General features: G+C 73.1%; 16 protein-coding genes and 1 pseudogene. 1 reads left to right on the forward strand and 16 read right to left on the reverse strand.

The window, feature by feature from the left end:
* Positions 1–213 precede the first annotated feature (213 nt).
* The 16 genes and pseudogenes from dprA to proS form a co-directional block, all read right to left on the reverse strand.
* Entirely contained in the window at positions 214–1,374 is a 1,161-nt protein-coding gene (dprA, locus tag AB0O40_RS15985; protein ID WP_365040913.1) for a DNA-processing protein DprA, read from the reverse strand.
* Positions 1,371–2,993 (reverse strand): YifB family Mg chelatase-like AAA ATPase, encoded by a 1,623-nt coding sequence (locus AB0O40_RS15990; RefSeq protein WP_365040916.1) that lies wholly within the window; start codon positions 2,991–2,993, stop codon positions 1,371–1,373. Before AB0O40_RS15990 ends, dprA begins: the two co-directional genes overlap by 4 nt.
* Positions 2,993–3,391 carry a YraN family protein gene (locus AB0O40_RS15995; RefSeq protein WP_365040919.1) on the reverse strand — a complete coding sequence of 133 codons (399 nt, stop codon included), beginning with the start codon at positions 3,389–3,391 and terminating at the stop codon, positions 2,993–2,995. Before AB0O40_RS15995 ends, AB0O40_RS15990 begins: the two co-directional genes overlap by 1 nt.
* Positions 3,392–3,527: 136 nt before the next feature.
* Positions 3,528–3,836, reverse strand: a complete 309-nt coding sequence (locus tag AB0O40_RS16000; RefSeq protein WP_005311352.1) for a DUF2469 domain-containing protein — start codon at positions 3,834–3,836, stop codon at positions 3,528–3,530.
* A 55-nt stretch (positions 3,837–3,891) separates the two neighbouring features.
* On the reverse strand, positions 3,892–4,386 hold the full coding sequence (locus AB0O40_RS16005) for an NUDIX hydrolase (RefSeq protein WP_365040922.1): 495 nt from the start codon (positions 4,384–4,386) through the stop codon (positions 3,892–3,894).
* Positions 4,376–5,149: a signal peptidase I gene (gene lepB, locus AB0O40_RS16010; RefSeq protein WP_365040925.1), complete on the reverse strand. Its 774-nt coding sequence runs from the start codon at positions 5,147–5,149 to the stop codon at positions 4,376–4,378. Before lepB (AB0O40_RS16010) ends, AB0O40_RS16005 begins: the two co-directional genes overlap by 11 nt.
* Positions 5,150–5,193: 44 nt before the next feature.
* Entirely contained in the window at positions 5,194–6,096 is a 903-nt protein-coding gene (gene lepB / locus AB0O40_RS16015; protein ID WP_365040969.1) for a signal peptidase I, read from the reverse strand.
* Positions 5,987–6,981 (reverse strand): annotated as a pseudogene (gene lepB, locus AB0O40_RS16020) (signal peptidase I). The gene lepB (AB0O40_RS16015) and the pseudogene lepB (AB0O40_RS16020) overlap by 110 nt, the downstream one beginning before the upstream one ends.
* 244 nt (positions 6,982–7,225) lie before the next feature.
* The gene (gene lepB, locus AB0O40_RS16025; protein WP_365040928.1) at positions 7,226–7,966 is read right to left on the reverse strand and encodes a signal peptidase I; all 741 of its coding nucleotides are present in this window, start codon (positions 7,964–7,966) and stop codon (positions 7,226–7,228) included.
* Between the two features lie 44 nt (positions 7,967–8,010).
* Positions 8,011–8,361, reverse strand: coding sequence for a 50S ribosomal protein L19 (gene rplS / locus AB0O40_RS16030; RefSeq protein WP_365040931.1), 351 nt, complete (start codon positions 8,359–8,361; stop codon positions 8,011–8,013).
* Positions 8,362–8,494: 133 nt separating this feature from the next.
* A complete protein-coding gene (trmD, locus tag AB0O40_RS16035; protein WP_365040934.1) occupies positions 8,495–9,316 on the reverse strand; it encodes a tRNA (guanosine(37)-N1)-methyltransferase TrmD in 822 nt (273 codons plus the stop codon).
* Positions 9,316–9,870: a ribosome maturation factor RimM gene (gene rimM / locus AB0O40_RS16040; protein WP_365040937.1), complete on the reverse strand. Its 555-nt coding sequence runs from the start codon at positions 9,868–9,870 to the stop codon at positions 9,316–9,318. The genes trmD and rimM overlap by 1 nt, the downstream gene beginning before the upstream one ends.
* A gap of 81 nt (positions 9,871–9,951) precedes the next feature.
* Positions 9,952–10,191, reverse strand: a complete 240-nt coding sequence (locus AB0O40_RS16045) for an RNA-binding protein (RefSeq protein WP_030011889.1) — start codon at positions 10,189–10,191, stop codon at positions 9,952–9,954.
* Between the two features lie 2 nt (positions 10,192–10,193).
* Positions 10,194–10,640: a 30S ribosomal protein S16 gene (gene rpsP, locus AB0O40_RS16050; RefSeq protein WP_365040940.1), complete on the reverse strand. Its 447-nt coding sequence runs from the start codon at positions 10,638–10,640 to the stop codon at positions 10,194–10,196.
* A 166-nt stretch (positions 10,641–10,806) separates the two neighbouring features.
* Positions 10,807–11,403, reverse strand: a complete 597-nt coding sequence (locus tag AB0O40_RS16055) for a hypothetical protein (protein ID WP_365040943.1) — start codon at positions 11,401–11,403, stop codon at positions 10,807–10,809.
* A gap of 177 nt (positions 11,404–11,580) precedes the next feature.
* On the reverse strand, positions 11,581–12,993 hold the full coding sequence (gene proS, locus AB0O40_RS16060; RefSeq protein ID WP_365040946.1) for a proline--tRNA ligase: 1,413 nt from the start codon (positions 12,991–12,993) through the stop codon (positions 11,581–11,583).
* Between the two features lie 133 nt (positions 12,994–13,126).
* Between proS and AB0O40_RS16065 the strand changes: the two genes are divergently transcribed.
* Positions 13,127–13,801, forward strand: a complete 675-nt coding sequence (locus AB0O40_RS16065) for a methyltransferase type 11 (RefSeq protein WP_365040949.1) — start codon at positions 13,127–13,129, stop codon at positions 13,799–13,801.
* The last annotated feature ends 92 nt before the right edge of the window (positions 13,802–13,893 follow it).

Genomic DNA, 13,893 nt, shown 5'->3' on the forward strand with positions numbered 1-13,893 from the left:
GCCTTGAGCCGTTCTGCTGTCGGGATCCTCGGGAGGAGCGGAGCGTGACTGGAAGGTCGCGGTGCGCGAAGAGTACGGGATCGCGCGTCGGTACACGGGCGGCCGGAGCGGCGCCGACGGTCCGGGGCCCGCGCCTCGCGCGCGGGCCCGGCGGGTGCCACCGGGAGGACGGCGTATCTCATCGGCTTCACCCTTTCACCGGAACGCCCCAGGTCAAGGACCGCCTCGCCGGGGGTCGGAGGATTGCCCTCCGGGGTCATCCGGCGGAGTGGTCAGCCGCCAGTCATCGCCATGCCGTTCGACAAACCCCAGAGAGTGAAGTTCGTACAGTCTGCCGATGACTTCATCGGTGTCGGTGCCGGCCGCGAAGGCCACCTCCCCGGCGCCGACCGTGCGTCCGTACGGGAGGGCTTCGAGGACCCGGGTCGCGGCGGGCGGCAGCAGGTCGCGGGCGAGGACCGGGCCGCGGCGGGCGGGGGCCAGCTCCCCCATGTCGCCGACCAGTTCCACGATCTCGGCCGCGTCGGTGACCAGCACCGCCTCGCCGCGCAGGAGTTCGTGGACCCCGGCGGAGAGGGCGCTGGTGGCCGGGCCGGGTACGCCCATGGTGGCCCGGCCCAGGCGCTGCGCGGCCCGGGCGGTGACCAGGGAGCCGCTGCGCAGGGCGGCTTCGACGACCACGGTGCCGCGGCTGAGGGCGGCGATGACGCGGTTGCGGAGCACGAAGCGGCTGGGCGTGGGATGGCTGCCCGGTGGCAGCTCGCCGATCAGCAGGCCCTGCCGGGCGATCCGGCGCAGCAGGCCGGCGTGTCCCCGGGGGTAGCCGGTGTCGACCCCGCAGGCGAGCACCGCGGCGGTGGCGCCGCCGGCGGCCAGGACCCCGCGGTGGGCCGCGCCGTCGATGCCGTAGGCGGCGCCGGACAGGACGACCCAGCCCTGCTCGGCGAGGCCGGCGCCGAGGGTGGCGGCCATCTGGGCGCCGTAGGGCGTGCAGGCCCGGGCGCCGACCACGGCGACCGAACGCAGCGCCCACATGCGGAGGTTGTGGGGGCCGCGCAGCCAGAGTCCGATCGGCCGGGCGTCCGCGAGGTCGTCGAGCTGGCTGGGCCACTCGGGGTCCTGCGGTCCGATGAAGCGGGCGCCGGCGGCCGCGGCGGTCTCCAGGTCCCGGTCGGGGTCGGCCGCCAGGGCGCGTCTGCGGTAGCCGGCCAGCCGGTCGGCGCCCACTCCGGTCAGTTCGGGTGCGGCGGTTCCGGGCTCCCGCAGGACGTGCAGGAGTCCTTCGGCGCCGAACCGGCGCAGCCAGCGGCCGGCGTGCTCCTCGCCCGGTTCCAGGACCCGGGTCAGGGCGGCGCGGGCGGTGTGCTCGCTCATGACAGGGCCTCCAGGCCGCGCGGGACGCCGCGGGCGACGCCGGTGCGCAACTCCAGGGCGAGGGCGACGTCGACGGCCTCGGGGCGGTCGCGACCGCAGAGGTCGGCGACGGTCCAGGCGACCCGCAGGACGCGGTCCAGGCCGCGGGCGGTGAGCAGGCCGCGCTCCAGGTCCCGCTCCGCGGGGCCGAGGGCGCCGGGCGCGGCCTGCCAGCGGGTGCGGAGTTCGTGGCCGGGGATCTCGGCGTTGGTGGTCCAGGGGGTGCCGGCGAGGCGGTCGGCGGTGCGGGCGCGGGCGGCGCGGACCCGCTCGGCCACGGCCGCGGTGCTTTCGCCGCGGCCGCCCGCGCCGAGCAGGTCGGCCCGGCCGACCGGTTCCACCTCGACGCGCAGGTCGACCCGGTCGAGCAGGGGTCCGGAGAGTCTGGCCTGGTACCGGCGGACGACGGAGGCGGGGCATTCGCAGCCGGCGCCGAGGAGGGTGTGCCGGCCGCAGGGGCAGGGGTTGGCGGCCATGACGAGGAGGAACCGGGCGGGCAGCCGGACCACGCCGGCGGCGCGGGCGATCACGACCTGGCCGGACTCCAGCGGTTGCCGGAGGGCGTCGAGGGTCTTGGGGCTGAACTCGGGCGCCTCGTCGAGGAAGAGCACTCCGCAGTGGGCCAGGGAGACCGCGCCGGGCCGGGGCAGGCCGTTCCCGCCGCCGACGAGGGACTGCATGGTGGCGGAGTGGTGCGGGGCGCAGTAGGGGGCGGTGGTGACCAGGGGTTCGCCGGGCGGGAGGATCCCGGCGACGGAGTGGACGGCGGTGGCTTCGAGGGACTGGGCGCGGGTGAGCGGCGGCAGGATCGCCGGGAGGCGTTCGGCGAGCATGGTCTTGCCCGCTCCCGGTGGCCCGGTGAGGAAGAGGTGGTGGCCGCCGGCGGCGGCGACCTCCAGGGCGCGGCGGGCGGCCGGCTGTCCGGCGACGTCGGCCAGGTCGGGCCGGTTTCCCGGGCCGGTGCCGTGGGTGTGGCCGCTGCCGAGGACGGCGCCGGCGGCGAGCAGTCCGGCGGCCAGCGGGTCGGGCCGGGCGGGCACCGGGGGTGGTTCTTCCTGGGGCACCTCGCCGTCGGTCAGGACGGCGATGAGCTGCCGCAGGCTGCGCACCCCGAGGACGGAGACCTCCGGGACGAGGGCGGCCTCGGCGGCGCACTGCTCGGGGACGACGACCTGGCGGTGGCCGGCCTCGGCGGCGGCGAGCACGGCGGGCAGGATGCCCTGGACGGGCCGGACCCGGCCGTCGAGTCCCAGCTCGCCGATGAGGACGAGGTCGGCGATCTCGCGGGGGTCGACCAGTTCGGCGGCGCCGAGGACGGCGACGGCCACGGCGAGGTCGAAGCCGGAGCCGCTCTTGGGGACGGCGGCCGGGCTGAGTCCGACGGTCAGCTTCTTCTGGGGCCATTCGGCGCCGGAGTTCACCACCGCCGCCCGGACCCGGTCGCGGCTCTCGACGAGGGTCTTGTCGGGCAGGCCGACGAGGGTGAAGGCGGCGACGCCTGGTTCGAGGTCGGCCTGGACCTCGACCACGACGCCTTCGACGCCGACGAGGGCCACCGAGCAGGCGCGGGCGAAGCCCATCAGGCGGCCCCCCTGACGTGTTCCACCACGGGGGCTCCGCGGCGGGGCAGGACGACTCCGACGAGGTCGATCCGCACGCCGCCGGACGGGGGTCCGCCGTGGTCGGCGAGCCAGCGCTCGGCGAGGCGGCGCAGCCGGTCGGCCTTGCCGGCCCGGACGGCCGCCATGGGGTGTTCGAAGGATCCGGCGCGCCGGGTCTTGACCTCGCAGAAGACCAGCGCGTCGGCCTCCCGGGCGATGATGTCGATCTCGCCGCCCCGGCACCGCCAGTTCCGCGCGATCACCGTCATCCCGGCCTCGGTCAGCCGGCGGGCGGCCAGTTCCTCGCCGTACCGCCCCAGGGCGCGGCGCGCCCCGGCTGCGGTGGGTCCGTGCTCGTGTGCCTGTCGTGCGTCCATCCGGCACCACCTCCGGCACCGAATCTCCCGCACGCACCCCCACGAAGTGGATCTTGGTGGACAGTTCCCGGCTTGTGGACAACCCCCTCACCCGTACGGGTGCAGGCGCGCCCCGGAGGGCCCGGGCCGGCGGCGGTCAGCTCCCCGGCAGCTCGAGGTCGCTCTTGTTGAGCTCCTCGATGTTCACGTCCTTGAAGGTCAGCACCCGCACCTGCTTCACGAAGCGGGCCGGCCGGTACATGTCCCAGACCCAGGCGTCCGCCATCGAGACCTCGAAGAACACCTCGCCCTGGACCGAGTGCACCTGCATCTCGTAGTCGTTCGTCAGGTAGAAGCGCCGCTCCGTCTCGATGACGTATTTGAACAACCCGACGACGTCTCGGTACTCCCGGTAGAGCTTCAGCTCCATCTCGGTCTCGTACTTCTCGAGGTCCTCGGCGCTCATGGCATGTTCCCCTTCAGCCGTGCGTCCCCCTATTGTGCGCCAGGCCGGTACGCCCCTAAACGATTTCCGGGGCCAAGACCACCGGCGCTTGCGGAGGACCCTCGTCGAGCAGCGTACGCAGCAGCTCGGCGAGCCTGGTCGGGTACACCGTCTCACGGGCCGCCGACAGTTCCTCGGAGGTCCACCAGCGGGCCCCGGTCACACTGCGCCGCTCCAGCTCGGTGAGGCCTTCCATGGCGGTGGCGGTCTGCTCGGTGCGGGCCAGGAAGTACCACTCGTCCTGCTCCCAGCGCCGCCCGTCGAAGGGGAAGGCGCAGTACCGCTGCCACAGCACGGGTCCCAGTTCCACGCGCGTGATCCCGGTCTCCTCGGCCAGTTCCCGCAGGGCGGCCTCGGCCCGGCTCTCGCCGTCCTCCAGCCCGCCGCCGGGGGTGAACCACCACTGCTCCGCCGGGTCGGCCGGTTCGAAGCCGTGCAGCAGCAGGATCCGGTCCTGCGGGTCGAGCAGGATCACCCGGGCGACCTCGCGGGTGGTCCGCTCAGCGGACACCGGCCCGCTCCCGCCGCTCGTCGGGCGCGCCGCCCGCGCCGCCGGGCCGGGCCCGGCGCCGGCCGGCCCGCTTGGCGACCGGCCCGTACGCGGCCCCGCCGAGCACCAGCAGCGCCCCGACGCAGATGGCCCAGAGCATCGGCTTGACCGGGCCGGGGCTGGAGACGCCGCCGGGCATCGCCGCAAAGGCCGCCGGCCGCTCGACCATCTGCTGGGAGGGCCAGGCCACGGCGTCCACGCGGGCCGTGACGGCCGAGCGCGGCACGGTGCCCTGGCCGGCCTCCTGGAGGTGGGCCCGGGAGTCCAGCGAGGCCCCGCGCCGGTCGCCGAGGAGGAAGAGCTTGCCCTCGGGGACGGTGACCTCGAAGGGGATCTCGGAGGCCATGCCGTGCTTGATGTCCAGGTACGGCTCGTCGACCTGCTTGCCGTTGACCGTGAGCCGGCCGCCCTGCCCGCAGCACTTGACCACGTCACCGCCGACGCCGACGACGCGCTTGACCATGGGGGCGTTGCTCCAGAGGGCGTCGCGGAAGATCACCACGTCTCCACGGTGCACCTCGCCGCCGTCTATCCGCTCGGCGAGCACCCGGTCACCGGGCTTGACCGTCGGCATCATCGAGTCCGTCGGCACCGTGTACGGCTGGTAGAGCACCGCGCCCCACACGAATCCGCCCAGGAACAGCACAAAGCCGACGGCCACGGCGAGCCCGGACAAGACATTGCCCAGGCCGCCGCGGCCGTCCTTGCGTCCGGTTCTGCCCATCCCAGCGCCCCCCACCTCGGAGTCCGTCGATCTGGGACGGCAATCTACCCGCCGGTACGCACCTGCGTAAGCCGCCGCCGGCGCCAGAGCACCAGCGGGAGGGCCCCGGCGACGCCCAGACCCACCGGAGCGGCGCCCATCGCGGCCGCCAGCCCGGGCTGGTCGAAGGTGTCCGGGATCGGCAGCGTCGCCCAGCGCGTCACCGGCCAGGCCACGACCACGGCGCGGCCGACGACCTTGCCGTTGGGCACGAAGCCGTGGGTCTTTGAGCCGTCTTCCATGTGGTAGCGCGAGTCGTAGGAGTTCTGGCGGTGGTCGCCCATCACCCAGATCTTGCCCTTGGGGACGGTCACCGAGAACGGCTTGTCGTCGCAGGGGGTGTTGCCCGGGTAGATGTACGGCTCGTCCAGGGCCTTGCCGTTGACCTTGACCGGCCCGCCCTTGTCACAGGTGACGGTGTCGCCGCCGACCCCGATGACGCGCTTGATCAGGTCCTTCTCCTCGGCCGAGGGCATCAGGCCGATGAAGCTCAGGAACTTCTGGACCGCGTTGGGCTCCGGCACCGGCTCGCCGGCGAGCCAGTTGTCCGGGTCGTGGAAGACGACCACCTCGCCGCGCGCGGGCTCGGAGCCGAACCACGGCGTCAGCTTGTCCACGAGCACCCGGTCGCCCCGCTGCAGGGTGTTCTGCATCGAGTCCGACGGGATGGAGAACGCCTGCACCAGGAACGTCTTGATCAGCAGGGCGAGGATCAGCGCGATGCCGATGAGGAGCGGCAGTTCCTTCCAGAACGACCGCTGCTTGCGACCGGTACCCTCGGCGGCGCCGTCGCCGCCGTCACCGTCGTCGACTCCGCCACCGTCGCCCGGTCCGTCCTTCGCGTCGTCCACGGCAACCTCCTGCCGTCCCTCGGGTTCCTCGCGTCCGGACCGTTCGCCGACCGCCACATCCCCCACGTCCACTCCTCACTCCGTACTGCGTGCCCGCGACAGGGATGTCGAGAGCCCTCCACTCCCTTAACGAGCGGGAGTTCCGCAGGGGTCGGGAGGTGGACCGTTTCCTAGGGGATCATGCCGTACCGATCCCGGGGAGTCACACTATGCGACCGGGCGGGCCCGCCGGCGGCCGCGCCGCGCCGCCGCGTCCGGCACCGACCGGAAGGTGGCCGGGACCTCCAGCTTCCGCCAGTGGCCGAAGGGCCAGGCGATGACGACGGCCCGGCCCACCACCCCGTCGACGGACACGGTGCCGTGGAAGGGCTCGTCCAGGTGGAAGCGCGAGTCGGCCGAGTTGGCGCGGTGGTCGCCCATCACGAACAGCCGGCCCGCGGGCACCTTGACCTCGAACGTCACCTCGGAGGGTGAGTTCCCCGGGTTCAGGTAGGGCTCGTCGAGCGCGATGCCGTTGACCGTGACCCGGCCCTTGGCGTCGCAGCACTTGACGGTGTCCCCGCCGACCGCGATGACCCGCTTGATCAGGTCCTGTTCGTCGGCGGAGGGCAGCAGGCCGATGAAGGTCAGCGCCTCCTTGACCTGCTTGACGCCGGCCGGGTCGGGTTTGGTCCGGTGCGACTCGCCCTTGAGCCAGCCGCCCGGGTCCCGGAAGACCACGACCTCGCCGCGTTCGGGCTCGGACCCGAACCACGGGGTGAGCTTGTCGACCAGCACCCGGTCGCCGATCCGCAGCGTCTGCTCCATCGAGCCGGAGGGGATGACGAAGGCCTGGACGAGGAAGGTCTTGAGCACCAGGGCGATCAGCAGGGCGACCACGATCAGCAGCGGTACCTCGCCGGCCGTGCGGGTGCGCCGGCGCCGCTTGATCCGGCGGGCCAGCCGGCGCCGCTCGGCGCGTCCGGGCCCGGCGGGCGCACCCGGCCCCTCGCCGGCCGCGCCGCCGCCGGCCGCACCCGGGGAGTCCTGGCCGGCCGCAGCCGGGGCGTGCTGGCCGGCCGGCCGGTGCCGGGCGGCCGGGGACGGCGCCGCGGGCCCGGGGCCGGCGTGACCGGTGGGGCCCGTGCCGCCGGTGGGCCCCGAGGCGTCCCCCGCCGGCTCCTGGGCGCCGCGCGGCCGGCCCCGGCTACCCACGGCCCGCCCCGGCTCTCGGGCTGCCCCAGCGGACCGGCGGCCAGCCGATCCAGTCGGCCCGGCCGATGACCTTGTCCAGGGGCACCATGCCGCCGCCCGGTTCCCCGAGGTGGTCGCGGGAGTCGCGGGAGTCCGAGCGGTGGTCCCCCATCACGAAGAGGGTGCCCAGCGGCACCACGACCCGGAAGGGCACCTGGGAGGGGGCGTCGCCGGGGTGCAGGTAGTCCTCCCGCAGCGGGACGCCGTTCACGCTCACCCGGCCCTGCCGGTCGCAGCAGACCACGTCGTCACCGCCCACCCCCACGACCCGCTTCACGAAATCGGTGTCGGCCGGCTCGGCGAGGCCGAGCGCCGCGGCGGCCCCGCGCAGGAAGCCGCCCACCGGGTCGCCGGCCGGCCGCTCCCGGACGAAGGAGCCGGTGCCGTCGAAGACCACGACGTCGCCGCGCTGCGGCCGGCTGCCGAAACGGTACGCCAGCTTGTTCACCAGCACCCGGTCCCCGACCTGGAGCGTCGGCTCCATGGAGCGGCTCGGGATCAGGAAGGGCTGGGCGACGAAGTTGCTGACCAGCAGCAGGACGGCCGTGCAGGCCACGCCGATCAGGCCGGCCCGCCCCCAGGTCATCCGGGAGAGGAACCCGGAAAACGCAGAGCGCGGCCGCTCCGCCGCCGTCCCGTCGCCGGGATCGGAGGTGGAGCTGCCGCGCTGCGTGAGTCGTGCTTCGGTGTCCATCGGGGGCGAGCCTATCCGGCCGCCCCCGGACTCCGGAGCCGAGATCAGTTGTCGCGCTTCTCCTTGATCTTCGCGGCCTTGCCGCGGAGCTCACGGAGGTAGTACAGCTTCGCGCGACGCACGTCACCGCGGGTGACCAGCTCGATCTTCTCGAAGATCGGGGAGTTCACCGGGAAGGTGCGCTCGACGCCCACGGAGAAGGAGACCTTGCGGACGGTGAAGGTCTCGGAGACGCCGGAGCCCTGGCGGCGGATGACGACACCCTTGAACTGCTGGATACGAGAGCGGTTGCCCTCGATCACGCGGACGTGCACGTTGATCGTGTCACCCGGGCGGAAGGCCGGGACGTCCGAGCGGATGGAGGCGGCGTTCACACCGTCGAGGAGAGAAGACATGTTCTTCGTCTGCTTTCTTCGCATGGCGCCACAGGTCACCGATGCGGGTTTTCGTAGAGAATTCGGGAGCTGCACCACCCGGCGGACGACGGTCCCCCTGTGGCAGGGGCGCACGCGGGCGTACAGCAGCCGCTTATTCTTCCACGTCCGGCACCCTGCGCCAAAATCGGCCGTCGGGAGCGGGCTCCCAGCCCAGGACGCTCAGGGTCTGGCGGTCCTTCTTGTCGAAGGCAGCGGCCTCGGTGCGCTCGATGAGGTCCGGCCGGTTGAGGGCGGTGCGGGCGAAGGCCTCGTCCCGGCGCCAGCGGGCGATCTTCCCGTGGTGGCCGCTGAGCAGCACCTCCGGGATGCCCCGGCCGCGCCACTGCGGGGGCTTGGTGTACACCGGGCCCTCGAGGAGGTTGGCCATCTCGCCGGGGGCGAAGGAGTCGTCCTGGTGGGATTCCGCGTTGCCCAGGACACCGGGCAGCAGCCGCGCCACGGCCTCGGTGATCACGAGCACCGCGGCCTCGCCGCCGGCCAGGACGTAGTCGCCGATGGACACCTCGTAGACCGGCATCCGGGTGGCGTACTCGTCCATGACCCGGCGGTCGATGCCCTCGTAGCGGGCCGGGGTGAAGACCAGCCAGGGCCGCTGCGAGAGCTCGACGGCCAGCTCCTGGGTGAAGGGCCGGCCGCTGGGGGTGGGAACGACCAGGACCGGGCCGTGGGCGCCGCTCTCGTAGCCGTCGGCCAGCGCGGAGTCCAGGGCCTCGCCCCAGGGCTCGGTCTTCATGACCATGCCGGGGCCGCCGCCGTAGGGGGTGTCGTCGACCGTGTTGTGCCGGTCGTAGGTCCATTCCCGCAGGTCGTGGACGTGCACCCCGAGCTGGCCGCGGGCCCGGGCCTTGCCGACCAGGGAGACGTTCAGCGGTTCCAGGTACTCGGGGAAGATCGTGACGACGTCGAGCCGCATCAGGACGCGTCCTGCTCGGCGTCGCGGGCGGAGGCGATCTCGGCGCGGTCGTCGATCAGGCCGGGCGGCGGGGCGATCACGGCCCGCTGGTTCTCCAGGTCGATCTCGGTGACGATCTCCTCCACGAAGGGGATCATCACCTCGGTGCCGTCGGGCCGCTCGACGATGAAGAGGTCCTGCGAGGGCAGGTGGGAGATCTCGGTGATCCGGCCGACCTCGGTGCCGTCGGCGAGCACCACGTCCAGGTCCATGAGCTGGTGGTCGTAGTACTCGTCCTCCTCCTCGGGGAGCTCGTCCGGGTCCACGTCCGCGATCAGGAGGGTGTTGCGCAGGGCCTCGGCGCCGGTGCGGTCCTTGACGCCCTCGAAGCGCAGCAGCAGCCGGCCGCTGTGCACCCGGCCGGTCTCCACGGTCAGCGGTCCGGCCGACGCGGGATCGGTCTGCAGGACGGCCCCCGGGCTGAGCCGGAGCTCCGGCTCGTCGGTCCGTACCTCGACGGTGACCTCACCCTTGATGCCGTGGGCGCGGCCGACCCGCGCGACTACCAGCTGCACGCTCTTGTCTCCTGTTTCCGTACGACGACGGGCCGGGGTGGGCCACAGCCCTCCCCGGCCCGTGCCGGTGACTCAACTACTTCAGCGGACCTGGTCCACGTCGACGAGGTCGACGCGGATCCCCCGGCCGCCGATGGCGCCCACGACGGTGCGCAGGGCGCGCGCGGTGCGGCCGTTGCGGCCGATCACCTTGCCGAGGTCGTCGGGGTGCACGCGCACCTCGAGGACCTGCCCACGGCGCAGGTTGCGCGAGGCGACCTGCACTTCGTCGGGGTTGTCGACGATGCCCTTCACGAGGTGCTCGAGAGCCTCCTCGAGCATGATCAGGCCTCGGTCGACTCGGTGGACGCGGCAGCGTCAGCAGCCTCGTCCGCCTTCTTCTCGGTCTTCTTCGACTTCTGGGTGATGGCCTCACCCTTGACGTCGTCACCCTCGAGGCCCTTGGCGAACGCCTCGAACGCGGCGCGCTTGTCGGCCTTCGGCTCGGCGACGAGCATCGGGGCCGGAGCCGGCAGGCCCTTGAACTTCTGCCAGTCGCCGGTGACCTTCAGGATCGCGAGGACGGCCTCGGTCGGCTGGGCGCCGACGGAGAGCCAGTACGCGGCGCGGTCGGCGTCGACCTCGATGCGCGAGGGGTTGTACGTGGGGTGGTACAGACCGATCTCCTCGATCGCACGACCATCGCGGCGGGTGCGCGAGTCGGCGACGACGATGCGGTAGTGCGGCTGGCGAATCTTGCCGAGGCGCTTGAGCTTGATCTTGACTGCCACTGGAGTGGTGTCTCCTGGTCTTGACGTGGTTGGGCACAACGGGATGCCACGTGGGGTTGCGGTACTCGGAGTGCCCGATGGACGCGTCAGCCGGAGGAGAGAGGGGTCCTATGCGACTGTCGAGTACAGCTAGCCATTGTGCCACACCACGGTGGCGGGCCCGACCTCAGGAGGCCGCGGCCACGGCCACCTCGGGGATGCGGAACGGCTTCATGCAGCCGCCGCACACGATCGGGGCCTGCGCCAGGACCGAGGGGACGACGCGGACGTTGCGCCCGCAGTCACAGACGGCCTTGACGCGCACCCCGCCGCCGGAGGAGCCGTGCCGGGCCGCCGGGCCGCGGAAGGACCGCTTGGTGTCGGCGGCGGTGGCGGCGGTGTGGGCCTTGAGGGCGCGCTGCAGCCGCTCGATGGTCGGGCGGTAGCGCTTCTTGGCCTCGGGGTTGAGGGAGACCAGCGAGAAGCCGCTGCTCGCGTGCGGCTCGTCGGAGTGGTCCAGGCCCATCTCCTCGGCGATCGCGAGGAATCTGCGGTTGTGGTAGCGGCCGGCGCGCGAGGTGTCGCGAACCCCCCGGGCGGCCGCGATGCCGTGGACTGCCTCGTGCAGCAGTCGCTCGAAGGAGAGCTCGGCGCCACAGGCGGACGAGGACTCTCCGATCAGGGACTCGGGCGCGGCAAGGTCCGGCAGCTCGGGGTGGTACCGCTGAATGTCGGCCCACGCCTGCGCCAGCTCTGCGGCGAGAACAGGTGGTGTCGTGCTCACGTCGTGACAACGAGCCGGAGGGCCCCGGTGTTCCGATTCCGGGCCATTCCAAATTTTTTGCACGTACCAGTCAGTTCACACTGATGCGTCACGACGAGGACGGGTACGCAGAACTCCGGAGGAGTCGGTACCTAACGCCGGTCCCCCCGGCCGGAACCGGGGGGACCACGCGTCACATCAGTACGAGCGCGCCACGATGGCGAGGGTACCGGGGGCGTCGTCGGAGGTCGGGACCGACCCGTCCTCGGCCACCAGGCAGCGGACCGTCACGGCCTGCTCGCCCAGCTTGGCCTCGCCCGCCGCGCCCAGCTCGGACCACGGGATCCGGGCCCAGCCGCCGGCGATCGCGGCCTCGGCGGCCTCGGCGATCGTCGCCACGTCGGTGGTGCGGGACTCGCGGCGCTCGCGGGACTCGCGCAGCAGCTGCGCCTGGTCCTCGTCGAGGACCTTGGGCAGCAGGTCCACCAGGGACTCGATCTGCACCGGCTCCTTGCCGCCCGGGATGCGGCGGGCCAGCATGGCGGTGCCGTTCTCCAGGTCGCGCGGGCCGATCTCGATGCGCACCGGTACGCCCTTGAGCTCCCAGTCCACGGCGCGGCGGCCGAAGGGGGTGTCCACCCGGTCGTCCACGTGGACCCGGATGCCGGCGGCCTTGAGGCGGTCGCCCAGCTCGCGGACCTTGGCCACGGCCTCGTCGCCCTTGATGGCCATGACGACGACCTGGACGTGCGCCAGCCGCGGCGGCACGCGCAGGCCGTTGTCGTCGCCGTGCGACATGATCAGACCGCCGACCATGCGGGTCGAGACGCCCCACGAGGTCTGCCAGACCAGCTCCTGCTGCCCCTCCTTGGAGAGGTAGGAGGTGTTGAAGGCCTTGGCGAAGTTGGTGCCGAGCTCGTGGCTCGTGCCCATCTGGAGGGCCTTGCCGTCGCCCATCATGCCCTCGAGGGTGAGGGTGTTGATGGCGCCCGCGAAGCGCTCCTTGGGGGTCTTGCGGCCGAGGACCACGTCGATGCCCAGGACGTTGGTCATGAAGTCGCCGTAGACGTTCCGGTGGATGTGCGCGGCGTACTCGCGGGCGTCCTCGTAGGTGGCGTGGGCCGTGTGGCCCTCCTGCCACAGGAACTCGCTCGTACGGAGGAACACCCGGGGGCGCATCTCCCAGCGGACCACGTTGGCCCACTGGTTGATCAGCAGGGGCAGGTCGCGGTAGCTCTGCACCCACTTGGAGAAGTAGTCGTTGATGATCGTCTCGGAGGTGGGCCGGACGACCACCGGCTCCTCGAGCTCCTTGCCGCCGCCGTGCGTGACGACCGCCAGCTCGGGGGCGAAGCCCTCGACGTGCTCGGCTTCCCTGGTCAGGTAGGACTGCGGGATGAACAGCGGGAAGTAGGCGTTCTGCGCGCCCGCTTCCTTGATGCGCGCGTCCATCTCCTGCTGCATCCGCTCCCACAGGCCGTAGCCGTACGGTCGGATGACCATCGTGCCGCGCACCGGGCCGTTGTCGGCCAGTTCGGCCTTGTTGATCAGGTCCTGGTACCAGCGGGGGAAGTCCTCCGCCTGGGGGGTGAGAACGGGTGCCTTTGCCATGGCGCGAATGGTACGGCGCCCGGGGCGCCGAGCGTGAATCGGGTCCGGTCGGGCTCTGGACGGCGGGCCCGAGGAGCAGTTCCCTTGTCAACGGGGGCAGGACGGGGGCAAGGGAGGACGGGAGCGCTTTGCTATGACACCGACGCTGGTGGCCCGTGACTGGGCGGAGATCCAGGAACGGATGCTGGTACCGCTGTACGAGGCGGTGTACGACCGGCTCGAGGTCGGCCCCGAGACCCGGCTGCTGGGCCTGGACTGCGGCGCGGGCCTCGCGCTCCTGCTGGCCGCGGCCCGCGGGGCGCGGGTGTTCGGCGTGGAGGCCGACCCGGGACGCCGGGCGCTGGCCCGGGAGCGGGCCCTGGAGGCCGCGGCCGAACCGGGCGCCGCGGCGCCCTACGACATCCTGACGGCCTTCGCCCCCGAGGGGCCGGGCGACCACCTGGCGGCGGCGCTGCCGCTGGTGCGGCGGGGCGGCGCGGTGGTGCTGACCGGCTGGGGGCCGCCGGAGCGGTGCGCGACGGCGACCGTGCTCGGCGACTCCTGGCGGCCGGCCCCGCGCGACGCGCTGGAGAACGCCGCGGCGGAGCTGGGGCTGGTGCCGGACGGCTCGGGCCGGGTCTTCTGCCCGTTCGGGTACGCGGACACCGACAGCGCCGTGCGCGGCCTGCTGTCCACCGGGCTGTACCGGGCGGCGGACCCGGACCAGGCGGAGAAGGAGCTGACCGAGCGGCTGCACCCGTACGTCCATCCGGACGGCACGGTCTGGCTGCCGAACCTCTTCCGGTACCTGATCGCCCGGGTGCCCTGAGCTCGGCGGCGGGCGGACCGGGGCCCGCCGCGCGGGGGGGGGGGGGGGCCCGCGGGGTTGGCCGGGGGGAGGGGGGGGGCGCGCGGGGCCCG

This window comes from Streptomyces sp. NPDC089919, assembly GCF_040684615.1.
Lineage (GTDB): Bacteria > Actinomycetota > Actinomycetes > Streptomycetales > Streptomycetaceae > Streptomyces.